The organism is Kitasatospora sp. A2-31, assembly GCF_022288725.1.
Lineage (GTDB): Bacteria > Actinomycetota > Actinomycetes > Streptomycetales > Streptomycetaceae > Kitasatospora.
In genome coordinates, this window is record NZ_JAKNTA010000008.1 from 314,863 (window position 1) to 341,855 (window position 26,993).

Annotated in this window: 24 protein-coding genes; 19 read left to right on the top strand and 5 right to left on the bottom strand. The window is 73.4% G+C overall.

The annotated features are described in order from the left end of the window. The first annotated feature begins 288 nt into the window (after positions 1-288). On the top strand, positions 289-1,173 hold the full coding sequence (locus MCM47_RS23895; RefSeq protein WP_238863051.1) for an IS5 family transposase: 885 nt from the start codon (positions 289-291) through the stop codon (positions 1,171-1,173). 23 nt (positions 1,174-1,196) lie between these two features. On the opposite strand, the gene MCM47_RS23900 is transcribed toward MCM47_RS23895, so the two are convergent. After that, positions 1,197-1,919, bottom strand: a complete 723-nt coding sequence (locus MCM47_RS23900) for an MOSC domain-containing protein (protein ID WP_238863732.1) — start codon at positions 1,917-1,919, stop codon at positions 1,197-1,199. Between the two features lie 76 nt (positions 1,920-1,995). Then, positions 1,996-2,739, bottom strand: coding sequence for a cyclase family protein (locus MCM47_RS23905; RefSeq protein ID WP_238863733.1), 744 nt, complete (start codon positions 2,737-2,739; stop codon positions 1,996-1,998). A gap of 87 nt (positions 2,740-2,826) precedes the next feature. Here MCM47_RS23905 and MCM47_RS23910 point away from each other — a divergent pair, with 87 nt between their 5' ends. The 6 genes from MCM47_RS23910 to MCM47_RS23935 all read left to right on the top strand — a co-directional run bounded on the left by MCM47_RS23910 (position 2,827) and on the right by MCM47_RS23935 (position 8,869). Beyond that, a complete protein-coding gene (locus MCM47_RS23910; RefSeq protein WP_238863734.1) occupies positions 2,827-3,483 on the top strand; it encodes a UbiX family flavin prenyltransferase in 657 nt (218 codons plus the stop codon). 129 nt (positions 3,484-3,612) lie between these two features. After that, positions 3,613-4,074, top strand: a complete 462-nt coding sequence (locus MCM47_RS23915) for an Lrp/AsnC family transcriptional regulator (protein ID WP_238863735.1) — start codon at positions 3,613-3,615, stop codon at positions 4,072-4,074. A 5-nt stretch (positions 4,075-4,079) separates the two neighbouring features. Then, positions 4,080-5,042, top strand: coding sequence for a threonine/serine dehydratase (locus MCM47_RS23920; protein ID WP_238863736.1), 963 nt, complete (start codon positions 4,080-4,082; stop codon positions 5,040-5,042). Positions 5,043-5,104: 62 nt separating this feature from the next. Beyond that, positions 5,105-6,268 carry an aminofutalosine synthase MqnE gene (gene mqnE / locus MCM47_RS23925; protein WP_238863737.1) on the top strand — a complete coding sequence of 388 codons (1,164 nt, stop codon included), beginning with the start codon at positions 5,105-5,107 and terminating at the stop codon, positions 6,266-6,268. A 148-nt stretch (positions 6,269-6,416) separates the two neighbouring features. Then, the gene (locus tag MCM47_RS43380) at positions 6,417-7,739 is read left to right on the top strand and encodes a L,D-transpeptidase family protein (protein ID WP_308222425.1); all 1,323 of its coding nucleotides are present in this window, start codon (positions 6,417-6,419) and stop codon (positions 7,737-7,739) included. A gap of 185 nt (positions 7,740-7,924) precedes the next feature. Next, positions 7,925-8,869 (top strand): beta-ketoacyl-ACP synthase III, encoded by a 945-nt coding sequence (locus MCM47_RS23935; RefSeq protein ID WP_238863738.1) that lies wholly within the window; start codon positions 7,925-7,927, stop codon positions 8,867-8,869. A 261-nt stretch (positions 8,870-9,130) separates the two neighbouring features. On the opposite strand, the gene MCM47_RS23940 is transcribed toward MCM47_RS23935, so the two are convergent. Continuing rightward, positions 9,131-9,778 (bottom strand): TetR family transcriptional regulator, encoded by a 648-nt coding sequence (locus MCM47_RS23940; protein WP_238863739.1) that lies wholly within the window; start codon positions 9,776-9,778, stop codon positions 9,131-9,133. A gap of 429 nt (positions 9,779-10,207) precedes the next feature. On the opposite strand from MCM47_RS23940, the gene MCM47_RS23945 reads away from it, so the two are divergent. Next, the gene (locus MCM47_RS23945) at positions 10,208-12,589 is read left to right on the top strand and encodes a serine/threonine-protein kinase (protein WP_238863740.1); all 2,382 of its coding nucleotides are present in this window, start codon (positions 10,208-10,210) and stop codon (positions 12,587-12,589) included. A 135-nt stretch (positions 12,590-12,724) separates the two neighbouring features. Here MCM47_RS23945 and galE read toward each other — a convergent pair whose 3' ends face one another. Beyond that, positions 12,725-13,711 carry a UDP-glucose 4-epimerase GalE gene (gene galE / locus MCM47_RS23950; RefSeq protein ID WP_238863741.1) on the bottom strand — a complete coding sequence of 329 codons (987 nt, stop codon included), beginning with the start codon at positions 13,709-13,711 and terminating at the stop codon, positions 12,725-12,727. Between the two features lie 192 nt (positions 13,712-13,903). Here galE and MCM47_RS23955 point away from each other — a divergent pair, with 192 nt between their 5' ends. After that, complete coding sequence (locus MCM47_RS23955) at positions 13,904-14,977, top strand: S1C family serine protease (RefSeq protein ID WP_238863814.1); 1,074 nt, start codon at positions 13,904-13,906, stop codon at positions 14,975-14,977. Between the two features lie 138 nt (positions 14,978-15,115). Here the strand turns inward: MCM47_RS23955 and MCM47_RS23960 are convergent, their stop codons facing one another. After that, entirely contained in the window at positions 15,116-16,339 is a 1,224-nt protein-coding gene (locus tag MCM47_RS23960) for a sensor histidine kinase (protein ID WP_374209191.1), read from the bottom strand. A 356-nt stretch (positions 16,340-16,695) separates the two neighbouring features. Here MCM47_RS23960 and MCM47_RS23965 point away from each other — a divergent pair, with 356 nt between their 5' ends. The 10 genes from MCM47_RS23965 to MCM47_RS24010 all read left to right on the top strand — a co-directional run bounded on the left by MCM47_RS23965 (position 16,696) and on the right by MCM47_RS24010 (position 26,974). Then, entirely contained in the window at positions 16,696-17,112 is a 417-nt protein-coding gene (locus MCM47_RS23965) for an NADH-quinone oxidoreductase subunit A (protein ID WP_238863742.1), read from the top strand. After that, positions 17,103-17,744, top strand: coding sequence for an NADH-quinone oxidoreductase subunit B (locus tag MCM47_RS23970; RefSeq protein ID WP_238863743.1), 642 nt, complete (start codon positions 17,103-17,105; stop codon positions 17,742-17,744). The genes MCM47_RS23965 and MCM47_RS23970 overlap by 10 nt, the downstream gene beginning before the upstream one ends. Beyond that, positions 17,741-18,994 (top strand): NADH-quinone oxidoreductase subunit C, encoded by a 1,254-nt coding sequence (locus MCM47_RS23975; protein ID WP_238863744.1) that lies wholly within the window; start codon positions 17,741-17,743, stop codon positions 18,992-18,994. Before MCM47_RS23970 ends, MCM47_RS23975 begins: the two co-directional genes overlap by 4 nt. A 2-nt stretch (positions 18,995-18,996) precedes the next feature. After that, the gene (gene nuoH, locus MCM47_RS23980; RefSeq protein ID WP_255752746.1) at positions 18,997-19,950 is read left to right on the top strand and encodes an NADH-quinone oxidoreductase subunit NuoH; all 954 of its coding nucleotides are present in this window, start codon (positions 18,997-18,999) and stop codon (positions 19,948-19,950) included. After that, the gene (locus MCM47_RS23985) at positions 19,947-20,519 is read left to right on the top strand and encodes an NADH-quinone oxidoreductase subunit I (RefSeq protein ID WP_238863746.1); all 573 of its coding nucleotides are present in this window, start codon (positions 19,947-19,949) and stop codon (positions 20,517-20,519) included. The genes nuoH and MCM47_RS23985 overlap by 4 nt, the downstream gene beginning before the upstream one ends. Further along, complete coding sequence (locus tag MCM47_RS23990; RefSeq protein ID WP_238863747.1) at positions 20,516-21,301, top strand: NADH-quinone oxidoreductase subunit J; 786 nt, start codon at positions 20,516-20,518, stop codon at positions 21,299-21,301. The genes MCM47_RS23985 and MCM47_RS23990 overlap by 4 nt, the downstream gene beginning before the upstream one ends. Beyond that, positions 21,301-21,669 (top strand): NADH-quinone oxidoreductase subunit NuoK, encoded by a 369-nt coding sequence (gene nuoK, locus MCM47_RS23995; protein ID WP_238863748.1) that lies wholly within the window; start codon positions 21,301-21,303, stop codon positions 21,667-21,669. Before MCM47_RS23990 ends, nuoK begins: the two co-directional genes overlap by 1 nt. After that, complete coding sequence (locus MCM47_RS24000; protein WP_238863749.1) at positions 21,666-23,702, top strand: NADH-quinone oxidoreductase subunit L; 2,037 nt, start codon at positions 21,666-21,668, stop codon at positions 23,700-23,702. The genes nuoK and MCM47_RS24000 overlap by 4 nt, the downstream gene beginning before the upstream one ends. Before the next feature lie 72 nt (positions 23,703-23,774). Further along, on the top strand, positions 23,775-25,370 hold the full coding sequence (locus tag MCM47_RS24005) for a NuoM family protein (RefSeq protein WP_238863750.1): 1,596 nt from the start codon (positions 23,775-23,777) through the stop codon (positions 25,368-25,370). A 2-nt stretch (positions 25,371-25,372) separates the two neighbouring features. Then, on the top strand, positions 25,373-26,974 hold the full coding sequence (locus tag MCM47_RS24010; RefSeq protein WP_238863751.1) for an NADH-quinone oxidoreductase subunit N: 1,602 nt from the start codon (positions 25,373-25,375) through the stop codon (positions 26,972-26,974). Positions 26,975-26,993: the final 19 nt, after the last annotated feature.

Below are 26,993 nucleotides of genomic sequence, written 5' to 3' on the forward strand. Positions count from 1 at the left end.
GACTCGGGTCGGCAGCCGTGGTACGGATGCGGTGGCCGGACTCGCGGAGTAAGCGCTGTCTCGGCGCCGCTTGCGGTCCCCTCGGCGGGGGCTTCCCCGCCGCTCACTTACACAGACGTGTGGGGGCCACGGGGGTTGCAGGTGGGTTCCGAACTTTTTCGGGAATCTTTTGCGGCGGCTCTGACCTGGGGTTTTGTGCCTCAGAAGGTGTTGGGTAATTGATCAACTGCATGGCGTGATGCGCTGGCGATGATCTTCGTGGGTGACGGGTCCGCGAAGATCACCACCATGTGTGCCTGTTCCTGCAAGCCGTCCTATGACTCGTCGTTGACGGACGCTCAGTGGGCGGTGATCGAGCCGCTGCTGCCCGGGCGGGATCCGCGCCGGGGTGGCCGTCCGTTGAAGTTCCCTCGTCGACTCGTCGTGGACAGCGTCTTGTACGTGCTGGTCACGGGCTGTGCGTGGCGGCTGCTGCCCCACGATCTCGCGCCGTGGGATGCGGCCTACCGGTGGTTCCGCGCCTGGACGGCGGACGGGACCTGGGACCGGGTCCACGATGCGCTGCGCGAGCGGCTCCGGGTGGCGGACGGCCGAGATCCGCAGCCGTCGGCGGCGGTGCTGGACTCACAATCCGTGCGCAGTCACCAGGGCGGCGAGGCCATCGGCTACGACGCGGGCAAGCGCGTTCGGGGCCGCAAGCGGCACCTTCTGGTGGACACCTGCGGCCTCGTGCTGCGGGCGGTCGTGCACTCGGCCTCGGTGCAGGAGCGCGCCGGGGCGAAGCTGGTCCTCGCCGGTGTCCGCGATGCGTTTCCGCAGGTCGGACTGGTGTGGGTGGACGGGGGCTACGTCAACGCGATCGATGCGGGGCTCGTCGGCTGGGCGGCGGAGCGGGAGAACCTGGAGATCGTCGCGGTGCCCCGGAATGCGGATGTGAAAGGCTTCCAGGTGCTGCCCCGCAGGTGGGTGGTCGAGCGGACATTCTCCTGGCTGGGACGGTGCAGACGGTTGGCACGGGACTACGAGCGCAAGACCGCGCACGCCGAAGCGATGATCAAGGTCGCGATGATCCGCCTCATGGCCGCCCGCCTCGCCGACGAGACGATCGAACCCCACGGCCCCATCGAGATCGAAGCAGCCCGCCGCCTCGCCGACGACCTCACGAGCGAGTGATCACCCAGTTACCCAACACTTTCTCAGGGGTGGGGTCGGCCGAGCGAGAGGGCGTCACCGACGCTGAGTCGCCCGGGTGCGGCCACCTCGGCCAGGGCGTCGAGCCGGCCGTCGTGGGCGTGGACGACGGCCTTCAGGATCTCCGGCGCGTGCGGGAGTCCGGGCTGGGCGGCGGCGGTCATCGCGCAGCGCTCGCTGGCCCGGACGAAGGCGAGCCGGACCCCGGTGCCTCCGTGCCCCTCCCGGCCGAACCAGGTGTCCTCGACGAACGGCGGGGTACCCGGCGGGGTGCGGAGCAGGATGTTGGGGCGGAACCGGCGCTCGTCCACCACGGCGGAGGGCGCGGCCTCGCGCACCCAGTCCAGGGTGGCCGTGGTGAGCACGCTGACCGGCAGCTGGTCGAAGTGGGAGACGGCGTCCTCGCGGGCGAGCGCGACGTCCGGGCGCAGGAGGTAGGCGCGCAGGAAGGCGGTCGGGTCGGCGACCGGCCGGCCGAGCGGGTCGAGGAGCTCGGGCCGGTCGAGCCGGTGGCCGAGCCGGGAGGAGAGGCGGAGCAGGCCGTCCATCCGGCGGAAGCGCCGGGTGTTCTTCCCGGAGCCGAGCCTGCCGGCCCCGTCGCGCACGGCGTAGAGGCGGTCGCCGGCCAGGCCGCGGTCGTCGACCTCGACGGAGTCGAGCCGCTCACCGCCGGTGGACTTCACGGGGTAGCGCCAGAGCCGCTCGATCACTCCGATGATCTCTGCCATGGGCTGACAGCGTAGCGGCGCCCGCCGGGCATGGTCTAGACCAAGTGTCCGGCAGGCGTTCGTTGCGGGTGGGCGGTCAGCCCAGCCGCGCCACCGCCCGGACCGGTGCGCCGTCGGCCGCCGCCAGCCGCAGCGGGAAGAGCGAGACCTCCACCGGCCGTCCGGCCCGTTGGGCGTCCAGGAGCTTCCGCAGGTCGGTGAGGTTCTCCGCGATCACCCCGCCGCCGGGCGCTCCGAGCAGCACCCGGTGCGCTGCCAGCGTGGGTTCCGCGGCGCCCGGCTGGTCGTGCTCGTCGGTCAGGTCCGCGAGCAGTGCGGCCACCGCCGGATCGCCGGGGCCGGGGTCGGGGGTGGGGTCGACGCTGAGCGCGTCCACCCCGACCGTCCGCACCCCGGCCGCGACGATCGCCTCGGCCGCCTCGGCGGTCAGGCTGGGGTGGGCGAGGTAGGCGTCGGTGCCCCAGTGCCGGGCCCAGCCGGTGGCCAGCAGCAGGACGGTGCCGGCTCCGGCTCGCTCCAGCGCGGGGGCGATCAGCTCCGGCGTCAGTTCGGCGCGCGGCTCCAGACCGCGCAGGTCGGCCACGACCGCCGGACCGGTGAACCGCTCCAGCGGCAGGCCGTCCAGGGTGGGCCAGGTGACGTCCACGTGGTACGGCGCGTCCACGTGGGTGCCGGACTGCGAGCCGAGGTGCAGGGCCAGCACGTTCACCCCGGCGGTGGCGGTGGTCAGGGCCGGTTCCAGGACGACGGCCGGGTCGCCGGGGTAGACCGGCATCGCGGTGGTCACCTGGTGGGTGAGGTCGACGAGGGTCGCTGCCATGCCGCCCATCCTCCCAGGGGTGAAGCCGGATGGACCCGCCGCGGGGCCCACCGTGGGGAAGCGGGGCCCGCCGTATAGAAAGGGGGCATGGGAACAGCGAAGCGTCAGCCGTGGGTGGTCGGGGTCTCGGGCGCGTCCGGAACGCCGTACGCCGCCTCCGTGATCCGGGCGCTGCTCGCCGCGGGGGAGGCGGTGGACCTCGTGGTCAGCCGGGCGGCCCGGCTCACCATCCTGGACGAGACCGGCATCTCCTTCCGCGACGCGCACTGGCGCACCGACCTGGCCGCCTGGCTGGGCACCGACGCCGGTGAGCTCGACGACGTGCGCTACTGGTCGGCCGGGGACTTCGCGGCCGGGCCGTCCAGCGGCTCCTACCCGGCCAAGGGCATGCTGGTCGTGCCCGCCACCACCGGCGCGGTGGCCGGGATCGCGCTCGGCCTGAGCAAGGACCTGCTGCAGCGGGTCGCCAGCGTCACCCTCAAGGAGCGCCGCCCGCTGGTGGTCTGCGTCCGCGAGGCGCCGCTCAACGGGGTCACCCTGAAGCACCTGGTCGAGTTGGACGCGCAGGGCGCCGTCGTGCTCCCCGCCTCGCCCGGCTTCTACGCCGGCGGCTCCACCGTCCGCGAACTGGTCGATTTCGTGGCCGGCCGGGTGCTGGACGCCGTCGGCGTGCCGCACACGCTGTACCGGCGCTGGGAGGGCGAGTTGGGCGCGGCCGCGCGCGACGCCGCGCCACCGGAGTGAGGGGGCGTGAGGAAGCGGAAACCGGGAGAGTATGTTCTCTGCGATATCCGGGTTGTTCCGCGCACGGCGCCTTTGAATCCGGATAATGATCTGTGGGTCTGGTGAGGTTCGGAAGGACGCGGACGGTATATGGACACGGTGGACAGACAGCTCATCCAGGCGCTCCGGGAGAACGGCCGTGCGTCCTACGCCGAGCTGGGCCGACTGGTGGGCCTCTCCGGCCCGAGCGTCACGGACCGGATCAACCGGCTGGAGCAGGCCGGGGTCATCACCGGCTACCGGGCGACGGTCAACCCGGCCTCGCTCGGCTTCGGCGTCACAGCCCTGATCGGCCTTCAGCTCACCGACGCGGCCGACCACGAGGACGTGGCGTTCCGGCTGAAGGACCTCAGCGAGGTCGAGGACTGCTGGTTCATCGCCGGTGACGACTCCTACATGCTCAAGGTCCGGGTGGCCGACGTGGCCGGCCTGGAGTCGGTGGTGAAGCGGATCTCGGGCACGAAGGGCGTGGCCCGGACCCGCACCACCGTCGTACTCTCCACGAAGTGGGAGAACCGGGTCAGCGAACTCCCGCTCGCCGAAGGGGAGTGAACGCGATGGCACTGGTCGGACTGGAGGAGCTGCGGGCGGCTCGGCAGCGGATCGCGGGGGTCGCGGTGAGGACACCGCTGGTCCCCGCCCCGTGGGCGGGCTCCGCGGAGCGCCGGCTCTGGCTCAAGCCGGAGAACCTCCAGCCGACCGGCGCCTTCAAGACCCGCGGCGCGTACAACCGGCTCGCCGCGCTCACCGAGCAGGAGCGGGCCCGCGGCGTGGTCGCCCAGTCCAGCGGCAATCACGCGCAGGCGGTGGCGTACGCGGCCGGGCTGCTCGGCATCAAGGCCGTCATCGTCATGCCGGACACCTCGCCGGCGGTTAAGATCGACGCGACCCGCGCGTTCGGCGCCGAGGTGGTCGTCGTCGCGCCGGAGGAGCGGGACACGCTGCCGGTCGAGCTGGCCGAGCGGCACGGCTACGTCTGGGTCCCGCCCTACGACGACCCGTACATCATCGCGGGCCAGGGCACGGTCGGCCTGGAGATCGCCGAGGACGCCCCGGCGGAGCTGGACACCGTGCTGGTGCCGGTCAGCGGCGGCGGACTGATCTCCGGGACGGCGGCGGCGCTCAAGCTCACCCGCCCGGGCGTCCGGGTGGTCGGCGTCGAGCCCGAGCTGGCCGCGGACGCGCAGGCCAGCCTGCGGGCCGGCGAACGGCTCAGCTGGCCGGTCGCCGACACCTACCGGACCATCGCGGACGGCCTGCGCACGCCGTCCGTCGGCGAGCTGCCGTTCCAGCACCTCACCGCCTACGTCGACGACATCGTGACGGTCTCCGAGGAGGAGATCCGGGCGACGGTGGCGCTGCTGGCCCGGCGCGGCCGGCTGGTCGCGGAGCCCTCCGGTGCGGTGGCGCCGGCGGCGTACTTCCACCGTTCGGACGAGGTCGGCGGTCAGGTCGTGGCGGCGGTGGTCAGCGGCGGCAACATCGACCCGGCGCTGCTCTCGGAGCTGCTCGCGGTCTGAGCCGGGCATAGGCGTACGCTCGTTCCGGCATTGATTCGAAGTCGGAGGAGGCGGGGCACCGCATGGACGCAGGGCTCAAGCGCGAGCTGGAGGCGAAGGTCTACGCGGGTGAGCGGCTGACCCGTGAGGACGGGATCGCGCTCTACGAGAGCGACGACCTGGCGTGGCTGGGCGGCCTCGCCCACCACGTGCGGACGCAGAAGAACGGCGACGTCGTCCATTTCAACGTCAACCGCCACCTGAACATGACCAACGTGTGCAGCGCGTCCTGCGCGTACTGCTCGTTCCAGCGCAAGCCGGGCGAGAAGGACGCGTACACGATGCGCATCGAGGAGGCCGTCCGCCTGGCCAAGGCCATGGAGGTGGACTCGCTCACCGAGCTGCACATCGTCAACGGGCTGCACCCGACCCTGCCGTGGCGCTACTACCCCCGCTCGCTGCGGGAGCTGAAGGCGGCGCTGCCGAACGTCTCGCTGAAGGCCTTCACCGCCACCGAGATCCACTGGTTCGAGCGGATCAGCGGCCTGCCGGCCGACGAGATCCTGGACGAGCTGATCGACGCCGGCCTGGAGTCGCTGACCGGCGGCGGCGCCGAGATCTTCGACTGGGAGGTCCGCCAGCACATCGTCGACCACGACACCCACTGGGAGGACTGGTCGCGGATCCACCGGCTCGCCCACAGCAAGGGCCTCAAGACGCCGTCGACGATGCTCTACGGCCACATCGAGGAGCCGCGCCACCGGGTCGACCACGTGCTGCGGCTGCGCGAGCTGCAGGACGAGACCGGCGGCTTCCAGGTCTTCATCCCGCTGCGCTACCAGCACGACTTCCACGACTCCAAGGACGGCGTCGTGCGCAACAAGCTGATGGCCCGCACGGAGATGGCCACCGGCGCCGAGGCACTGAAGACCTTCGCGGTCTCCCGGCTGCTCTTCGACAACGTGCCGCACGTCAAGGTCTTCTGGGTGATGCACGGCATCACCACCGCCCAGCTGGCGCTCAGCCACGGCGCGGACGACATGGACGGCTCGGTGGTCGAGTACAAGATCACCCATGACGCGGACAACTTCGGCACCCCGAACAAGCTGGGCCGCGACGACCTGCTCGGCCTGATCCGGGACGCCGGCTTCCGCCCGGTCGAGCGGAACACCCGTTACGAGGTCATCCGGGAGTACGACGGCCCGGATCTGATGCGTCGGGAGACCCCGCAGGCCATGCGCCTCTGACCCGCTCCCAGCAGCGCGGTCCACCGCCCCCCGGGCCCGCCTCGCGGCCCGGGGGGCGGTGCGTCTCCACGGGGTCGGCACAGCCTTCACCGCCCCCGCACAGGACCCGGGTTTCCCTACGGGCCGTTGGTTTGGCAGGATCGGCCACATGTCCGGTTCCCATCGCGCCACCACGTACCCGCCGTACGAGCCGATGCACGAGCCGGGACACGAGGTGCCGCAGCCGTCCTATGGGGTGTACGAGCAGGCGTCCTACCCGGCGTACGACGCCTCGGAGCAGTACGGGACCGGCGCGAACCAGGCCTACGGCGCGTACCAGCCGTACGAGGGCCACGAGGCCGGCCAGGCTCCCGGGGGTTACCAGGGCCACGGCGGCTACGAGGGCCACGGCGGCTTCGAGGGCCATGACGGCTTCGACGCCGGGTTCGACGCCTACGACCAGCCGTTCCGGCCGTACCCCGGCCACGAAGCGGACCCCGGCCACGAGCAGGGCCCCTCCTACGACCCGGACTCCGTCTTCGCGCCGGCCCCCGCCCCGGTGCCCGAGCCGTCGGCGGACCCCGCCGCCCCGGACGCCCCGGCCCCGGTCGGCTCCCGGACGGCAGCCCGCGGCCACCGGCGCAAGCCCAAGAAGAAGCGTCACGGCAAGGCCATCACCGCCGGCACCGCGCTGCTGCTCGCGGCCGCCGCCGGCTGGTACACCGTCGGCCAGGACGGCGCCAAGCCCGGCGTGACGGCCGCCGACGGCCCCGGCCCCGAGGGGGTCTCCACCCCGGACCAGCCCGCCCCGCAGGCCGCGGCCCCCGCCGCCCAGGCCGCCGCCGACCGGCAGGGCGAGACCCCCGCCGCCGCCCGCAGCGAGGCCCGGCCGGACGCCTCGGTGGCCGCGATACCCGGGCTCGGCGCCGCCTTCACCGCCCGGATACCCGCCGAGACCACCCAGGTGGTGCTGGCCTCCGGACAGGACAAGAACGGCAACAAGAACAGCGTGACCCTCTGGACCCGCACCCCCGAGGGCCGCTGGCTGGCCGGCGAGACCTGGCAGGGCCACAACGGCAACAACGGCTGGACGACCGATCACAAGGAGGGCGACCTGCGCAGCCCGATCGGTGTCTTCAGCCTCACCGACGCCGGCGGCCGCAAGGCCGACCCGGGCGGCAAGCTCCCGTACGACAAGGACCCGGCCTTCGTGGTCTCGGGAACGGGCTTCTTCGGCGACCAGCTGGAGGGCTCCTTCGACTACGTGATCGCGATCAACTACAACCGCGTCCCCGGGAACTCGCCGCTGGACCCGCGCCGCCCGATGGGTTCGAAGAAGGGCGGCGGCATCTGGATCCACGTCGACCACGACGGCCCCACCCACGGTTGCGTCTCGATACCGGAGGACAAGATGGCCGAGCTGATCCGGACCCTCGACCCGGCCGCCCACCCGGTGATCGTGATGGGCGACGCGGCCTCGCTGGCCGCCTGAGCGACCCGCCGCACGCGCGTGGAACGCCCGTCGGACCCGCGTCGGACACCCGTCGCGTTCCCGCCGCGACCGGCCCACGACCCGGGCGCCGCAACGGTTCTTGTGGGCCTCCTACAGCTTCCCGGGTCGGATCCTGTAGCCGGTCGCGCCCCGCTGACCAGCGGGTAACCCGGTTGAGTGGCTTTATGAGCGGTTCGCGCATTGTGGCACTCGGGCACTACCAGCCCCCCAAGGTCCTCACCAACGACGATCTGGCGGTGCTGGTCGACACCGACGACGAGTGGATCCGCAGCCGGGTCGGGATCCGGACCCGGCACATCGCCGAGGGCGAGACGCTCGTCGACCTCGCGACCGAGGCGGCCCAGAAGGCGCTGGCGAACAGCGGCCGCACCGCCGCCGACGTCGACCTGGTGGTGGTCGCCACCTGCACCGCGATCGAGCGCAGCCCCAACACCGCCGCCGCCGTGGCCGCCCGCCTGGGCGTGCGGGCGCCCGCCGCCTACGACATCAACACGGTCTGCTCCGGCTTCTCCTACGCGCTGGCCACCGCCGACCACGCGATCCGGGCCGGCGCGGCCCGCGTCGCGCTGGTGATCGGGGCCGAGCGGATGTCGGACACCATCGACTGGACCGACCGGTCCACCTGTGTGATCTTCGGTGACGGTGCCGGCGCCGCGGTCGTGGAGGCCCAGGAGGAGGGCGCCGAGCCCGGCATCGGCCCGGTGGTCTGGGGCTCGGAGCCGGAGCGGGGCGATGCCGTGGTGATCACCGGCTGGGACCCGGTCATCAGCCAGCAGGGCCAGTCGGTCTTCCGCTGGGCGACCACCCAGATCGCCCCCCTGGCCCGTCAGGCCTGCGAGAAGGCCGGGATCGACGCCGCCGAGCTCAAGGGCTTCGTGCCGCACCAGGCCAATCTGCGGATCATCGACGCGATCGCGTCCAGGCTGGGCGTCACCGACGCGGTGGTGGCCCGGGACGTCGTGGACTCCGGGAACACCTCGGCCGCGTCCATCCCGCTGGCCTTCTCCAAGCTGGTCGAGCGCGGCGAGCTCTCGCCCGGTGACCCGGTGCTGCTGTTCGGCTTCGGCGGCGGCCTCGCGTACGCCGGTCAGGTCGTCCGCTGCCCCTGAGAGCCGCTGGAGCCCCTGCGGGGCTCCCGTGCGCCCCTGCGGGTCCCGGCGGGCCCTCCCGGGCTCCGGAAGGCGCTCGCGCCGCCCCGGAACGCGAACATGCCGGTGGGCGGGCACCCGTGGAGGGTGCCCGCCCACCGGCATGTCGGGCGCGCTGCGGACCGCCGGCGGACCTCCCCCGAGGACACGGCCGCCGTCCGTCGTTCCCCGGACAGGAGGCCGGGGCTGCGCGCGGAGCGGATGGGTGGGTAGGCGGATGGTCTACCGGGGCGGCTTCTTGCCGGTGACGCCCAGGTACACCAGGGGAGCGAGGTTGGGCTTGAGGTCCTTGACCTTGACGCCCCAGGAGGTGAAGGCCTTCTGGTGCTCGGCCGCCGAGGCGAGCAGCGAGACCAGAGACCCGGCGACGGCGGCCGCGTCCAGCGTCTTGTCGGCCTGTCCCTTCGCCTGGAGTTCCCTGACGGCATCCGTGAGCGGCTTGGCGACCGCGTTGAGGACCGTCATGCGGATCTTGAAGAACCGCTTGTCCCCTTCGGCGGCACCGAGCGTGACCACTCGGAGAATGGCGTCGTTCTTGCGCCAGAAGGCGAGGAATCCGTCGACCAGTTCTTCCGAAGTGGCCGTGCCGGACTTCCCTGCCCAGGACTTTCCGGCCACCAGCTCTTTGAGGGTGTCGGCGTCCTTGGCCATTTCCTCGGCGATTTCGAGGACGGCGCCCTCGACATCCGGGAAGTACTGGTAGAAGGTCGCGGGGGAGGTACCCGCCATACGGGCGACGTCGATGACCTTGACGTCCCGATAGGGCGACGTGCTGAGCATCTCGCGGAGGCAGTCGAGCAGCTTCTGCCGCGTCTCCTGTCCGCGTCGCCCGGCGACGCGACCGTCGACGGTGCGAACTTGTCCTGTCATGCCGTCAGCTTACCGCGGCACGATCTTGGCGCGATTCGGTGATGTGACAATTACTCCGCTCGGGGGTTCGTCCGGGGGGCCCGAAGCAGTTCGGACGGATATTCATCGGGATCAGGCGGGCCGGTATGGAGCCCCCCCGTGTGCTTTTGACCCCACAGCGTGACGGCCCCTTCGCTGAGGGGCGGTCCGGTGACAGGGTGTGACGACTTCGGGGGCCGGTCCTGCCGTGGTCGCGAGAGTGCCGGAGCCGCCGGGCGCAAGCCGCCGACGGAGCGGACGTCAGAATCCGGCCGTTCCGCCGTCACTGACCGGACGGTGACCAGCCGGTGAAGGCCTCTGGGCGGGGGAGGTTGGAGATGGGACCGGCGGCATTGGAGAATCGGGTCCGGCACCACGCGGCGGGTGCGGAAACGGGGAGGTGGCAGCGGAGTGGACCAGCTGACGGCGCACGATCCGAGGCGGATCGGGCCCTTCGAGGTGCTGGGGCGACTCGGCGCGGGTGGGATGGGGCTGGTCTACCTGGCGCGCTCGCCCGCCGGTCGGCGGGTGGCCATCAAGACCGTCCGGGGGGAGCTGGCGGAGGACGAGCTGTTCCGGGTCCGTTTCGCCCGGGAGATCGCGGCCGCCAAGACGGTCGGCGGCTTCTACACCGCGGCCGTGGTCGACGCCGACGCCGATGCGCGGGTGCCCTGGCTGGCCACCGCGTACGTCCCGGCGCCGTCCCTGGAGGACCTGGTCGGCGAGTGCGGGCCGCTGCCGGTGGACGCGGTGCGCTGGCTGGTCGCCGGCATCGCGGAGGCGCTGCAGTCCATCCACGCGGCCGGACTGGTCCACCGTGACCTCAAGCCCTCCAACGTGCTGGTGGTCGAGGACGGCCCGCGGGTGATCGACTTCGGCATCGCCGCCGGCGTCTCCAGCACCCGGCTCACCATGACCAACGTCGCGGTCGGCACCCCGGCGTACATGTCGCCCGAGCAGGCCCGGGACAGCCGCGGCGTCACCGGCGCCAGCGACGTCTTCTCGCTCGGCTCGCTGCTGGTCTTCTGCGCCACCGGCCACCCGCCCTACCGCGGCGCCAACCCGGTGGAGACGGTGTTCCAGCTGCTGCGCGAGCAGCCCGACCTCTCCGGCCTGCCGGCCGAGCTGGTGGACCTCGTCCGCGCCTGCATGCGGCCGTCCCCGGAGCACCGGCCGACCCCGGCGCAGATCCAGGCCGAGCTGGCCCCGCACCTCTTCTCCCGGGACGACGCCTCCGGCGAGGCGGGCGACTGGCTGCCGGCGAACGCGCTGGAGCTGATCGAGCGCAAGCGCGGCCGCCGTCAGACCCCGGTCGCCCCGCCGACCCCGCCCGTGCCGGTGCAGCCCCAGCCGGCCCCGCCCCGCCCGGAGCAGCAGCTGTCGCAGCCGGCGCCGCCGCGCATCCCGGTCCAGGAGGACCCGCGGACCAGGCACCCCGTCGGTCGGCACGCCCCGCCCGGGACCGGGCCGGTGCACGCCGCGCCGGCCCTGCCGGGGCCGGACACCGAGGCCGCCACCGAGAAGATCGCCGCGCCCCGGAGCCACCGGGCCCCCGTCGCCGGGGGGAGCGCGGCCGAGGTCAAGCTGCCGGGCGCCTCCGTCCGGATAGGCCCGGGACCGCGGGCCGAGCAGGCCGGGCCGGGCGCCGCGCCCGCCGAGACCGACTGGGTCCGCCGGGCCACCCCGCCGCCGGTGCGGGCCGCCCGGTGGCGCCCGTGGCGGTTCCGGATGTCGAACGACGTCTGGGGCACCCCCGTCGTCGCCGAGGGCACGCTGTTCGTCTCCAGCTTCGAGGTGCACGCCCTCGACATCGCCTCCGGCCAGCGCCGCTACAAGACCCGGGACGTCGCCTGGGCGCTCGCGGTGGACGCCGGACGGGTGCACGCCGCCGACGGCCCGCACCTGTACACGGTGGACGTCGCGGACGGCACCGAGCGCTGGCGCCACTCGCTGGACGGCTGGGTCTACTCGCTGGACGCGGCCGAGGGCGTGCTCTGTTGCGGCGTCCGGGGCGGCGGGGTGCAGCTGCGGTCGGCGGCGAACGGTGCCGAGCTCTGGCGCGCCGACGACGCCCAGCAGGACTACGAGAACCCGCAGTCCGGCCCGGCCCTGGTGGGCGGCGCCGCGTACTACTACGGCGGGGGGCGGCTGCGCTGCGTGGACCCGCGCGGCGGCGGTCTGCGCTGGTCCTTCCCGGTGGGCGAGGACGTGCCGTCCCGCCCGGTCGAGCGGGCCGGGGTGCTGTACGTGACGGCCGGCACCCGGGTGTACGCGCTGGACGCGGCGAGCGGCACCGAGCGCTGGCGCTTCGACGCCCCGGTGGTGCTCTTCACCCCGCCCGCCCTGGACGCGGACGCCGTGTACGTCGCCGACTACCTCGGCACGGTGTACGCGCTGGACGCGGCCACCGGCCGGGACCGCTGGCGCGGCGTCACCGGCAACCGGCAGGGCGCCGAGCCGGTGGTGGTCGGCGACGGCATGGTCCTGGTCGCCAGCGGCGAGGTGCTGTACGCCTTCGAGGCGGCCGGTGGCCGGGAGCGGTGGCGGTACACCGTCCGGGGCGAGATCGTCGGCTCGCCGGCGGTGGCCGACGGCCTGGTGCACCTGGGCAGCCGGGACCACTCGCTGCACACCCTGGACCTGGCGAGCGGTCAGCTGCGCTGGGAGCTCGGTACCAAGGGCGAGCTGACCGGCTCGCCGGTGGCGGTCGGCGGGAAGGTCTTCGTCGGCAGCAAGGACCGCTGCGTCTACGCGCTCGACGCCTTCTACGGCACGGCGGTGCCCTCGCACTGACCGGCTCCGGCACGGTGCGGGGGCGGGCGAGTGCCCCGCCGCGGGCCGCCCCGAGCCGAAGGGGCGAGCAGCAGGGAGGGGCGGGAGCCGTCGTACGGCTCCCGCCCCTCCGCGTGCGGTGTCACGACCCCGTGGCTACTTCTTGCGGGCCTCGGGGTGGCGGCTGCACCAGCCCTCCCACGCCGAGGCCACCATCTCCTCGACGCCGTAGCGGGCCGTCCAGTCCAGCTCGCGGCGGATCAGGTCGGCGGAGGCGACCACCCGGGCCGGGTCGCCGGGGCGGCGCGGGGTGACCTCGCCGGTGGCGTCGTAGCCGGTGACCTTGCCGATCACGTCCAGCATCTCCTTGACGCTGACGCCCTCGCCGCGGCCGATGTTGAGGACCAGGGAGGTCTCGCCGGCCGGGTCGGACGCCAGCCGCTTCGCCGCCGCGACGTGGGCGGAGGCGATGTCGGAGACGTGGATGAAGTCGCGCACGCAGGTGCCGTCGGGCGTCGGGTAGTCGGCGCCGAAGATGCGCGGCGCCTGACCGGCGGTGAGCCGCTCGAAGACCATCGGGATGAGGTTGAAGACCCCGGCGTCGGAGAGCTCCGGCGAGGCGGCGCCGGCCACGTTGAAGTAGCGCAGCGCCACGGTGGAGATGCCGTAGGCCTGCCCCGCGGCGGCGACCAGCCACTCGCCGGCCAGCTTGGTCTCGCCGTACGGGCTCATCGGTGCGCACGGGGTCGACTCGGTGACCAGGTCGACGTCCGGCATGCCGTACACGGCGGCGGAGGAGGAGAAGAGGAAGCGCTTGACGCCGCCCTCGGCCGCGGCCTCCAGCACGGTCTGCAGGCCGGTGACGTTCTCTCGGTAGTAGAAGAAGGGCTTCTCGACCGACTCGCCGACCTGCTTCTTCGCCGCGAAGTGCAGGATGCCCTCCACCGCGTGCTCGCGGATCGCCGCGTCGAGGACGGCGCGGTCCAGGGTGGAGCCCTCGATCAGGGCGACCCCCTCCGGCAGCCGGGTGCGGTCGCCGGTGCTGAAGTCGTCGAGGACGGCGACGCGCTCGCCGGCCTCGACGAGCTGCTGTACCACGTGCCCGCCGATGTATCCGGCGCCGCCGGTGATCAACCAAGTCATGGCCGCATCTTACGGGCCACTCCGGTCGCAGGGGTGGCCGGGCGAGTCGGTGCGCAGCATTCGGACATTTCGGTGAAATGCTGACAAAGATCTCTGTGCGGGGATTCGGAGGGAGCCAAGGTGAACCGCAAGAAGGAGCCCACCCGCCCGATCCCGGCCGGGCCGCGGCCGACCGGACCGAAGGCCTTCGGCGTGAGCACGGCCGTCCTGGCGGCCGTCGCGGTGCTCGCCGCGCCGGTCGTGGCGGGCTGCAGTAGCGGCTCGTCGTCGGCGGCGTCCCCGGCCGCCGCCACCACGGGCGCCACCGCCACCACCCAGCCGACCGGACCGGCCAACCAGCTGGAGGAGGCCTACCGGAAGGTGATCACCGACGTGCTGCCCTCGGTGGTGCAGATCACCACCGGCAGCGGGCTCGGTTCCGGGATCGTCTACGACGACAAGGGCGACATCGTCACCAACGCCCACGTGGTCGGCACCGCGACCGACTTCACGGTCACGCTGGCCAACAGCACCAAGCCGCTGAACGCCAAGCTGGTCGCCAGCTACCCGGACTCCGACCTCGCGGTGATCAGGCTGACCGACCCGCCGAGCGGTCTCAAGCCGGCCTCCTTCGCCGACTCCGGCAAGGTTCAGCTCGGGCAGATCACGCTGGCCATGGGCAGCCCGTTGGGGCTGTCCAGCAGTGTCACGGACGGCATCGTCTCCGCCACCGGCCGGACCGTCTCCGAACCCGACAGCCCCGGATCGCCGGGCGCCACCATCGGCAACATGGTGCAGACCTCGGCCGCGATCAACCCCGGCAACAGCGGCGGCGCACTGGTCAACCTGGACGGCCAGGTGATCGGCATCAACACGCTGGCCGCCACCGAGCCGGAGAGCAACGGGACCGCCGCCGCCCCCGGGATCGGCTTCGCCATCCCGGCGTCCACCGTCACCCGCATCGCCGACCAGCTGATCAAGGACGGCAAGGTCACCAACTCCGGCCGGGCCGCCCTCGGCATCACCGCCCGGACCTTCTTCGACCAGGAGTTCCGCCCGGCGGGCGCGGTCATCGTGGCGGTCTCCCCGGGCGGCGCGGCAGAGGCGGCGGGCCTCCAGGTCGGCGACGTGATCACCAAGGTCGGCGACACCACGGTGGACTCGCTGAACGCGCTCACCACCGCGCTGGCCTCGCTCTCCCCGGGCGACAAGACCACCGTCACGTACACCAGGGACGGCCAGTCCAGGACCGCCGAGGTCACCCTCGGCACCCTGGCGACCCCCTAGGCCCCGCCGGAAGCCGCCCGCCCGCCGCGCAAGGGTCCGCGGGCGGCCGTCGGACGGGTCGCGGCCGGGAACCCGCCCCCTGCCTCGGCGGGATCCCGGCCGCTTCGGCCGCCCGGGCCCGTCTCCGCGCCCCGGGGATCAGCGCCGGGCCGCCCGGGTGCGCCAGGGGAGCTCGATGGTCACCGTGGTCGGGCCGCCGTGCGGGCTCTCCACCAGGAAGACCCCGTCCACGGCCCTGATCCGCTCGGCCAGGCCGGCCAGGCCGCTGCCGGGGTACGGGGCCGCGCCGCCCTTGCCGTCGTCCTGGACCAGCAGCATCAGCTGCTCGCCGGCCCGCCAGACGTCCACCGTGGCGGACCTGGCACCGGAGTGCTTGGAGATGTTGGTCAGCAGCTCGCTCACGGTGAAGTAGGCGATGCCCTCGACCGCGGAGTCCGGGCGCTCCGCCGTGCCGTTTCCGCTGCCCAGCTCGACGTGCACCTTCACCCCGCCCGGAACGGTGCAGCGGGCGGCCACCGAGGAGAGCGCCGCGTCCAGGCCACGGTCGGTGAGCACCGCCGGGTGGATGCCGCGGGCCAGATCGCGCAGCTCCTGGAGGGCCAGCTTCACCTCGCCGTGCGCGTTGTCGACCATCCGGGCGGCGGCCTGCACGTCCTCCGGCGTCTCCGTCTCCCGCAGCCGCTCCTTGGCCATGCCGAGGTCCATCGCCAGCGCCACCAGCCTGGCCTGGGCGCCGTCGTGCAGGTCCCGCTCGATCCGGCGCAGGTCCGCGGCGGCGGTGTCGACCACCGTGCCGCGGTCGTCCTCCAGCTCGCGCACCCGCTCGGAGAGCGCCCCGGGGAAGAGCAGGATCTCCACCAGCATCCGGTCGACCGCCGACTCGAAGCGGATCACCCAGGGCAGCACCGGCCAGCCGACGATCACGCAGACCAGGGTCAGGGCGAAGCTCAGCACGCCCCAGGGCAGCAGCAGCACGCAGTAGAGGGCCGAGCGCCAGCTCAGCGCGTCGGTCAGGTGGGCGATCGCGTAGCCGGTGATCCCCGGGCGGGTCCGGCACACCGGCGGCGGCTCGGTCACCCCGGAGCCGTGCACCGAGCGGGCCCGGCGGCGGGCGAGGCCGCCCAGCGCCCGGCACCCGGCCAGCCCGGCGGCGAGAAGCGGCAGCCCGACCACGGTGACCGACAGCGCCAGGCCGATCGAGAGCAGCGTGACGGCGAAGACGAACCCCGCGATGCCGATCGGCAGGTTGAGCATCAGCTGCCCGGCCTGCCGCCACATCCGCGCGCCGTACAGCGGGGTGCGCCCACTGCGTGCGCCCCGCTCGTCGCTGGCGTCCGCGGTGCCGCGGTGCTCTGGCTTCATCTGGATCTACCGTCCCTCTCCGTCGAGCTGGTGATCCAAGCTTCCCGGGTCGGCGACGGCGGGGGCCATGGGGGTGCTCCGTCTTCCCGGGCGGGGGTTATCCCCACCCCGGGTCGGTCCCGGTGCCCGCCCCGCCTCCCTCCCCGGTGCCCGCCCCGCCTCCCCCGCGGTGCGTGCTCCCGTGTCCGCCGGGCGTCCGGCGGCCGTCCACGGGCTGTCTTGCGGATCGGGCAGGGTGCGGTGGTCCACGGCCGTGCACTTAGACTCACGCATTGGCGATGGTTATGACCGTGTAAAGAAACGTCGTAGAACTGCCCTGAGGGGCGGTTTCCACGGCCGATGTGGAGGCGAGTGGCATGGAGGGGCAGCAGGCGGCTGCCGTCGCTGCCGACCCGGCGGTCGGCAGCGGCTACTTCGACGCGTACGCCGCGATGGGCCTGCTCGCGGTGGTCGGCGTGCTGTTCGTCGCCGTGGCGTTCACCGCGAACCGGCTGCTGCGGCCGGTGGTGTACTCGCCGGAGAAACTCCTCGCCTACGAATGCGGTGTGGACCCGGTCGGGGAGGACTGGGCGCACACCCAGATCCGGTACTACGTCTACGCCTTCCTGTACGTGATCTTCGCAGTCGACGCGATCTACCTGTTCCCGTGGGCGACCGTCTTCGCCGCCCCCGGGTACGGCGCCGGGACGCTGATCGAGATGTTCGTCTTCATCGGCTTCCTCGCGGTCGGGCTGCTCTACGCCTGGAAGAAGGGCGTTCTGGAATGGACGTGACGCACAACCACTCGCACGGCGCCGCAGGCCCCGTCCCGCTCGGCCTGCCCGACCCCTCCCGCCCCGGAGCGGCCGTCGAGCGCCGCGGCATCGGCCCGCTGGCCAGGCTCGCCCCGGACCCGGTCAAGGTCGTCCTCAACTGGGGGCGCCGTTACAGCCTCTGGTGCTTCAACTTCGGCCTGGCCTGCTGCGCGATCGAGTTCATCGCCGCGTCCATGGCCAAGCACGACTTCATCCGGATGGGTGTCATCCCGTTCGCGCCCGGCCCCCGCCAGGCCGATCTGATGATCGTCTCGGGGACCGTCACCGACAAGATGGCCCCGGCCGTGAAGCGCCTGTACGAGCAGATGCCCGAGCCGAAGTACGTCATCTCCTTCGGTGCCTGCTCCAACTCCGGAGGCCCGTACTGGGACTCCTACTCCGTCACCAAGGGCGTGGACCAGATCATCCCGGTCGACGTCTACGTGCCCGGCTGCCCGCCGCGGCCGGAGGCGCTGCTCCAGGGCATCCTCAAGCTCCAGGAGAAGATCGCCGCCGAGTCCCTGCCGGGCCGGTACACCGCGCCCGCCGCCGCCCTCCGCCGCCCGCTGGTGGCCGGGCCGGACACCGCTTCGGAAGGAGGAGGCGCATGAGCACCGCCGAGGAGTACGCGGCCTCGGTCGGCGAGTGGGCCACCGGCGCCGAGGCGTACGGGCTGATCACCGTCGACGTGCCCGCCGAGCACTGGATCGAGGCCCTCACCGCGGCCCGCGACGTCCTCGGGCTCTCCTTCTTCGACTGGCTGAGCGCCGTGGACGAGCTCGCCGAGGGCTTCTCGGTGGTCGCCCACCTCGCCTCCGCCGACGCGCCGGGCGTGCGCCACCTCGCGGTGCGCACCCGCGTACCGCGCGACGGGGCCGCGCTGCCCACGGCCGTCCCGGTGTACGCCGGCGCCGCCTGGCACGAGCGCGAGACGCACGAGATGTTCGGCATCGACTTCCCCGGGCACCCCTACCTCGCCACCCTGCTGCTGCCGGACGGCTTCGAGGGGTACCCGCTGCGCAAGGAGTTCGTGCTCGCGGCGCGGGTCGCCAAGGCCTGGCCGGGCGCCAAGGAGCCGGGCGAGTCCGATCACGGCGACGGGCCGGCGCGACGCAAGATGCAGCCTGCCGGTGTACCGGACCCGAACGAGTGGGGGCCGCTCAAGGGCACCCTGCCGCCGGTCGCCGAGCGGCCCGCGCGTGGCGCGCGGGCGGCGGGCGCGGCCCGGGTGCCGCGCGCCGGTGCCGGTGCCGGTGCGGGTGCCGCTGCCGGGGCGGCCGAGGGCGCTGCCGCGGTGCGGGCGGACCGGCCGCGGCGGACCAGGTCGGTCTCCGAGGGTTCCGCGAGCCAGGCCGCCGAGGCGACCGGGGGTGCGGCCGTCGAGGGTGCGCCGGTCGAGGGCGCGTCGGTCGAAGGTGCGTCGGTCGAGGGTGCGGCGGAGGCCGCCGCGCCGCCGGTGCGGGCCGATCGGCCCCGTCGGACCAGGACGGCCTCGGACGGCTCCGCGAGCCAGACGGCGGCTGCGGGGACCGACTCCGCCGCCGCCGGGGTGAGGCCCGAGCGGCCCGCGCCGCGCCGGCCGCAGTCCGCGGACGCGCCCTGGCACAACCCCGTGCCCGCGCACGAGGAGCCCGGGGCGGCGACCGGGGCGAAGCCGGACGCGGCGCTCGAAGCGGCGCCGGGACCGGAGCCCGAAGCGGCGGCCGAGGCGGAGCGCGCACCGAAGCCCGAAGCGGCGCCCGCACCGGAGCCCGCGCCGGGGGCGGGGCCCACGGCGGACCGGACGACCGACGGGACGACCGACGGGACGACCGACGAGACGCCGGCCGATCAGGCCGGCCAGGACGGAGACAGCACGTGAACCTGCTCGACACGTTGCTGCGCTGCGCCGCCACGCTCGTCGTCTTCCTCGCCTTCCCCCTGATCATCGGCCAGACCGAGCACAAGGTGATGGCGCACATGCAGGGCCGGCTCGGCCCGATGTACGCCGGCGGCTTCCACGGCTGGGCCCAGCTGGTCGCGGACGGGGTGAAGTTCGCGCAGAAGGAGGACATCGTCCCGGCCGGTGCGGACCGCCGGATCTTCCAGGTCGCCCCGGCCGTCTCGCTGCTGCCGTACCTCTTCGTCCTGCTGGCGATCCCGGTCGGACCGGACGGCTTCGTCGGCCAGGCGGTCGACGCCGGCCTGTTCTTCGTGCTCGCCGTCATGGGCATCGGCGTGATCGGCAAGCTGATGGCCGGCTGGGCCTCGGCGAACAAGTTCTCGCTGCTCGGCGGTCTGCGCACGGCCGCGCAGCTGATGTCCTACGAACTGCCGATGGTGCTCGCCGCCGCCTCCGTGGCGATGGCCGCCGGCACTCTCTCACTGCCCGGGATCATGGACGCCTGGCAGTGGTACTGGCTCCCGTGGCAGCTCATCGGCGCGTTCGTCTTCTTCACCGCCGGGCTCGCCGAGCTGCAGCGCCCGCCGTTCGACATGCCGGTGGCCGACTCCGAGATCATCTTCGGCGCGTACACCGAGTACACCGGCCTGCGCTTCGCCTTCTTCCTGCTCTCCGAGTACGCAGGCATCCTGGTGGTGTCCGGGCTGACCGCGGTGCTGTTCCTGGGCGGCTGGCACGGACCGCTGCCGGACCAGCTCGGCTGGCTCTGGACGATCCTCAAGACCTTCGCGCTGGCCTTCGTCGTCATCTGGCTGCGGGTCACCTATCCGCGGCTGCGCGAGGACCAGCTGATGAAGTTCGCGTGGACCGTGCTGATCCCGCTCGCCCTCGTCCAGCTCGCCCTCACCGGCGTCATCAAGGTGGCGATCTCATGACCTTCCCCGGCTCCGGCCTGGCCAAGGGCCTGGCCGTCACCCTGCGGACGATGACGAGGAAGAGCGTCACCGCGCAGTACCCCGACGTGCAGCCGGTGCTGCCGCCGCGCTCGCGCGGCGTCATCGCGCTGCTGGAGGAGAACTGCACGGTCTGCATGCTCTGCGCCCGCGAGTGCCCGGACTGGTGCATCTACATCGACTCCCACAAGGAGACGCTGCCGGCCGCGGACCCGAACGCCCGCGCCCGCACCCGCAACGTGCTGGACCGGTTCGCGATCGACTTCTCGCTCTGCATGTACTGCGGGATCTGCATCGAGGTGTGCCCGTTCGACGCGCTGTTCTGGTCGCCGGAGTTCGAGTACGCGGAGACGGACATCCTGGAGCTGACCCACGAGCGGGAGAAGCTCCGCGAGTGGATGTGGACGGTGCCGGCGCCGCCCGCACTGGACCCCGGGGCCGAGGAGCCCAAGGAGATCGTCACCGCGCGCAAGGCGGCGGACAAGCTGGCGGCGGCCGCCGCCGCGGCCGCCGCGCCGCAGGAGCCGGACGGGAAGGAGGACGCCGAGTGAGCGCCGCCCTGATCGCTGCGACCGGGTCGCTGGACCCGGCCGCCCGTTCGTTCCTCTCCCCGACCGGGGTCGAGATCGTCTTCCTGCTGGTCGGCATCGCCGTGCTCGGCTCGGCCGTGGTCGCCGTGACCACCAGACAGCTGGTGCACGCCGCGCTCTGGCTGGTCGCCGCGCTCGGCGGGCTCGCGGTGGAGTTCCTGCTGCTCACCGCCGAGTTCATCGCCTGGGTGCAGGTGCTGATCTACCTCGGCTCGGTGGTCGTGCTGGTGCTGTTCGGGCTGATGCTGACCAAGGCGCCGATCGGGCGCTCGCCGGACGCCGACTCGAAGAACCGCTGGGTCGCCCTGGTGGTCGCGCTGGCCTCGGCCGGCACGCTGGTGACCCTCGTCGTGGACGCCTTCCGGAAGTCCTGGATCGACCTCGGTGCCGGCGGCGGCTCGGCCGCGGTGACCGGGGCGAGCCTCTTCCGGACCTGGGTGCTGCCGTTCGAGGCGCTCTCGGTGCTGCTGCTGGCGGCCCTGGTCGGTGCGATCGTGCTGTCGCGCGGGGCCAAGCGGCGGGTGCCGCCGCCCCGGGCGGGGCGGATCAGGGCCGGCCGGCCGGTGGGCGGCAACGGGACGGTCGCCGCCACCGCGCCGCGGGCCGCGGAGCCGAAGCCCGATCCCGCCGGCGGGTCGAAGGCCGCTCCGGAGGGCCCGACCGCCGCCGCCGCCGCTGCCGCTGCCGCTGCCGCCGCGCCGACCGCAGCCGCGTCCGGGACCACCCCGGCGGAGGAGAGCTGATGCACCTCGCCTACCCCGCCGTGCTCGCCGTGCTGCTGTTCAGCGTCGGCGTCTACGGCGTGCTCGCCCGGCGGAACGTCATCCTGGTGCTGATGTCCGTCGAGCTGATGCTCAACGCCGTCAACCTCGACCTCGTCGCCTTCGACGTCTGGCTGCGGGACTCCCTGCACGCCGGCCAGGCGCTCACCCTGTTCACCATCACCATCGCCGCCGCCGAGATCGGTCTCGGGCTCGCCATCGTCCTGCTGCTGTTCCGGGCCCGGGGCACCGCGGACGTCGACCGGGCCACCGAGCTCGGCGACCCGGCCGAGACCGCCGAAGAGGCCCCGACCGGAGCCGAGGCGCTGAAGGGCCAGGCCGCCGCATGAACCTCGCCCTGCCCGCCCTCGTCCCCGCGCTGCCCGCGATCGGTGCCGCCGCCACCCTGGCCACCGGCAGGAGGGCCCCCGGGCTGGCCAAGCCGCTGGCGATCGTGCCGGTCGCCGCCTCGGCCGTGCTCGCCGTGGTGGTCGCGCTCCAGCTCGGCACCGGCCAGGTCCTGGACGCCGCCACCCGGCTCACCCCGACCGGCGGCCCCGAGATCTCGCTGGGCTTCTACCTGGACGGCTACAGCTCGCTGATCTCCGTCCTGGTCGGCCTGGTCGCCACCTGCGTGCAGGTCTACTCGACCGCCTACCTCAAGGGCGACCCGCGCTACCCCTCGTACGCGGCGCTGGTCTCGCTCTTCACCGCGGCGATGTTCCTGGTCGTCTACTCGGGCGACCTGATCGTGCTGCTGGTCGGCTGGGAGGTCATGGGCATCTGCTCGTACTTCCTGATCGGCCACCACTGGGAGACCGCCGACGCGCGCTCCGCCTCGCTGAAGGCCTTCCTGGTCACCAAGCTCGGCGACGTACCGTTCCTGTTCGGGATCTTCCTGCTCGGCGCCGACGCCGGCAGCTTCCGGGTCCCGGACGTGCTGGCCGCCGCCACCGACGGCCGGCTCGGCCACCCGACGCTGACCGCGCTGCTGCTGCTCGCCGGGGTCGCCGGCAAGAGCGCGCAGTTCCCGCTGCACACCTGGCTCCCGGACGCGATGGCCGGCCCGACGCCGGTCTCCGCGCTGATCCACGCCGCCACCATGGTCGCGGCCGGCATCTACCTGGTGGCCCGGCTGCTGCCGGTCTTCCTGCTCTCCGGGGCGGCGCTGGTCGTGCTGGCGGTCATGGCCGCCGTGACGATGATCGGTTCGGCGCTCTGCGCACTCGCGCAGGACGACCTGAAGCGGGTGCTCGCCTACTCGACCGTCGGCCAGCTCGGCTACATGGCCGGCGCGCTGGCCAGCGGCGACCGCGAGGCGTCCGTCTTCCACCTGGTCACCCACGGCGTCTTCAAGGCGTTGCTGTTCCTCGCCGCCGGTGTGGTGATCCACGCCGCGCACACCAACTCGATCTCCGCGATGTCCCGGGTGCCGGGGCTGCGCAAGCGCGTCCCGGACGCCTACTGGACGATGGGCATCGCGCTGGCCGCCCTGGTCGGGCTGCCGCCGTTCTCCGGCTTCTTCAGCAAGGAGGCTGTGCTGACCGCCGCCGAGCACGCCGCCGACGGCGACGCGCTGACCAACGGCCTCGGCCCGGCCTCGGCCGTCCCGGAGGCGGCCGGGTGGATCGTGCTGGTCTCGGCCGCGTTCACCGCGCTGCTCACCGCGGCCTACGCGGCCCGGATGTTCCTCATCACCTTCCACACCCCGGCGGCCGTCGCCGCCGTCGCCCACGGGGCGGGGCGGCCGGACCACGAGACCGACGCGCCGTACTCGCCCGAGGTGGACGAGGCCGACCCGGCCACCGCGGAGCCGCCCGCGATGCGCTGGCCGCTCTGGGTGCTGGCCCTCCCCACCATGGGCCTCGGCGTGCTCGGCCTGCGTTCCGCCTGGCTGCCCGCGCTGCTGGACGGCGGCTCGCTGCGCCCCTCGCCCGTCACCGCCGTGATCGGCACCGGCCTCGCGGTGATCGGCGCACTGCTGGCGTACGGGGCCTGGCGCTCCGCCACCGCGCGGGTCGCGGCCGGCCGCCCCGAGCCGGCCGACGCGGGACGGGTGCCCGAGCAGGCCGGAGCCCCGGCCGCCGAGGTGATCGTCGGTGACCCCGGGCGTGCCCTGCTCGGCCCGCTGTTCGGTCCGGCCCGGCACGGCTTCGGCGTCGACCGGCTCTACAGCGCGCTGTTCGTCCGCCCGGTGGCCGCCGCCGCGCAGCTGGTCCGCTTCCTCGACCGCGAGGTCATCGAGACCTACGTGCGCGGCAGCGGGCTCGGCGCCAACCTGCTCGGCCGGGCCGTCCGGCTCGCGCAGACGGGCAACGCGCAGACCTACCTCAGCGCCCTGCTCGCCGGCGTCGTCCTGCTGGCCGTCCTGGTGGCGGTGTAGCCGGATGCCCCGCCCCGCCCCGCCGGTCCCCCCGATGTCCACCGCCGCCCGTACCGCCCGTAGGAGCCCCCGATGAACGCAGTCCTCATCGCCCTCCTGCTGCTGCCGCTGGCCGGCGCCGCGCTGACCCTGGCGCCGGTGTTCGGCGCCGACGCGGCCGTCGCCGACCGGCGCGCGCTCCGGCTGAACAGCGCCGTCACCGGTGCCGTGCTCGTGCTGACCGTCGTGCTGGCGGCCGGCTTCGACCACGACGAGCCCGCCCGGATGCAGGCCACCACGGACGTGTCCTGGATCCCGGCCATCGGCGTCCGGTTCCACCTCGGCGTGGACGGCGTCTCGCTGCCGCTGATCGTGCTGACCTCGCTGCTCACCTTCCTCTGCGCGCTGTACTCGGAGAAGCGGCCGCCCTCGGGCGACGCCCCGGGCGGAACCCCCGGTGCGGGCCGTCCGTCGGCGCCCCGTCCGTCGGCGCAGTCCTTCGTCGGGCTGTTCCTCCTCCTCGAGGTGGGCATGCTCGCCACCTTCGCGGTGCTGGACCTGCTGCTCTTCTTCCTGGCCTTCGAGATCGTGCTGATCCCGATGTACTTCCTGATCGCCCGCTGGGGGAGCGGCGCGAAGGTGCCGGCCGCCAACCGGTTCATCCTCTACACCCTGCTCGGCTCGGCCGTGATGCTGCTCGGCTTCCTGCTGGTCGGCAGCAAGGCGGGCACCTTCGACATGCAGGCCCTGGCCGCCGCGCACGGCAACGGCCTGAGCCACACGACCCAGGTGACCGCCGCCTTGGCGATCATGGTCGGCCTCGCGGTCAAGGCCCCTGCCTGGCCGCTGCACAGCTGGCTCCCGGACGCGCACACGGCGGCCCCGACCGTCGGCTCCGTCCTACTCGCCGGCGTGCTGCTGAAGATGGGCACCTACGGCCTGGTCCGCGTCCTCCTCCCGGTCGTGCCCGACGGCACCGCGACGCTCGCCCCCTACCTGGGCGCGTTCGCCGCCGTCGGCATCGTCTACGGCTCACTGGCCTGCCTCGCGCTCGCCCGCCCCGGTTCGAAGGGCGACCTCAAGCGCCTGATCGCGTACTCCTCCGTCGGCCACATGGGCTTCGTCCTGCTGGGCATCGCCTCCCTCACGGCGGTGGGCGTCAACGGCGCGCTGTTCGCCAACATCGCCCACGGTCTGATCACCGGTCTGCTCTTCTTCGTGGTCGGTGCGCTCAAGGACCGCTACGGCACGGCGGACCTCGACACCCTGGCCGGCTCCACCGGCGGCGCGCTCTACGGGCGGGCCCCGCGGATCGGCGCCCTGCTCGCCTTCGCCGCCGTCGCCAGCCTCGGCCTGCCCGGCCTGGCCGGCTTCTGGGGCGAGCTGCTCGCGATGTTCGGCGCCTTCGACCCGGCCGCCGGTCTCTCGCGTCCCGCGTTCCTCACCTACATGGTCCTGGCCGGCCTCGGCACCCTCCTCACCGCCGCGTACCTGCTGGTCGTGGTCAAGCGCGTCTGCATGGGCGACCCGAAGCAGCCCGCCCCGGTGGCCGAGCTCGCCGACCTGCGCCCGTACGAGGCGGTCAGCTGGACGCCGCTGGCCGCGCTCACCCTGCTGGCCGGACTCTGGCCGGCGCTCCTGCTGAGCCTCTCCGAACCCGCCGTCAAGCTCCTCCTCGGGGGTGGCTGAGCATGCTCGGACCCCAGCTCGCCGCACTCGGACCTCACTCCACGGGGCAGCACACTGTGACCTCCCTCGCCGTAGCCAACCCGGGCAGCCTGATCCAGTCCGTGGACTGGGTGGCGATCGCGCCCCCGCTGATCGCCGCCGTGGCCGCCCTCGCGGTGCTGGTCACCGACCTCTTCCTGCCCGAGCGCCACAAGAGGCTCCTCGGCCTGCTCGCCGCGGCCGGACTCGCCCTCGCGCTCATCTCGCTCCTCCCGCTCACCGGGGGGTCGCCCCGGGTGACGTTCTGTGCGCAGAACGTAACAGGCGCCACTGACAACGCCGGCTGCTCCTACGTCGCCGACCACTTCGCCCTGGTCTTCCAGCTGCTCGCGCTCGGCGGCGCACTGATCGCCGCGCTGCTCTCGGTGCACACCGTCGAGGACGAGAAGCTGCCCGGCGGCGAGTACTGGTTCCTGCTGCTCTCCAGCGCCACCGGCGCCGCCCTGCTGCCCGCCTCCCGCGACCTCGCCACCCTGGTGATCGCCCTGGAGGTGGCCTCGCTGCCGGCCTTCGCGCTGGTCGCGCTGCGCCGGGACGGCCGGGGTGCCGAGGCCGCGCTCAAGTTCTTCCTCACCTCCGTCACCGCCACCGCCGTGATGCTGCTCGGCGTCGGGTTCGTCTACGCCGCCGCCGGCAACCTCCACCTCGGCGCGGTGGCCGAGGGCCTGGCGCACGCTCCGGCCCAGCTGAAGCCGCTGGCCGAGGTCGGCGCGGTGCTCACCCTGGTCGGCTTCGCCTTCAAGGTCGCCGCCGTCCCGTTCCACTTCTGGGTGCCCGACACCTACACGGGCGCCCCGCTGCCGGTGGCCGGCTACCTCTCGGTCGTCGGCAAGGCGGCCGGCCTGTCCGGCCTGGCGCTGGTCACCGTGATCGCGTTCCGGCCGTACGCGCACACCTGGGGCCTGGTGCTCGCGGTGCTGGCCGCCGCCACCATGACGGTCGGCAACGCGGGCGCGCTGCGCCAGCGGTTCGACACCCGGTACAGCGCCGTCCGGCTGCTCGCCTGGTCCTCGGTCGGCCAGGCCGGCTACCTGCTGGTCCCGCTGGCCGCCGCCGGGTACGCGCCCACCGGCACCGACCCGCTGGGCGCCACCGCGGCGTACGCGCTGATCTACGGCGTGGTGAACCTGGGCGCCTTCGGCGTGGTCGCCGCCGTCGGCCGGCGGGCCGGGACCAGCGTCGACGACTTCCGCGGCCTGTTCGCCCGCCGGCGCTGGACCGCCCTGGCGCTCGCCTTCTTCCTGCTCTGCCTGGCCGGCCTGCCGCCGGGCGTGATCGGCCTGTTCGGCAAGGTCGTGGTGTTCCGCGCCGCGGTCGACGCCGGGCTGGGCTGGCTGGCCGTGGTGATGGCCGTCAACGTGGTCGTGGCGCTCTACTACTACCTGCTCTGGACGGCGCGGCTGTTCGCTCCGGTGGCGGCCGGGGAGCCGGTCGGCGAGGCTGTCACCGAGCGCCGGCTCCCGGTCCCGCTCGCGGCCACGCTCGGACTCACCGCCTCCGCGGCCGTGGTGCTCTCGGTGGCCCCGGAGCTCGTCCTCCAGGTCGTCGGCGGCACCCTGTTCTGACCTCCGCCGGCCGGGCCCG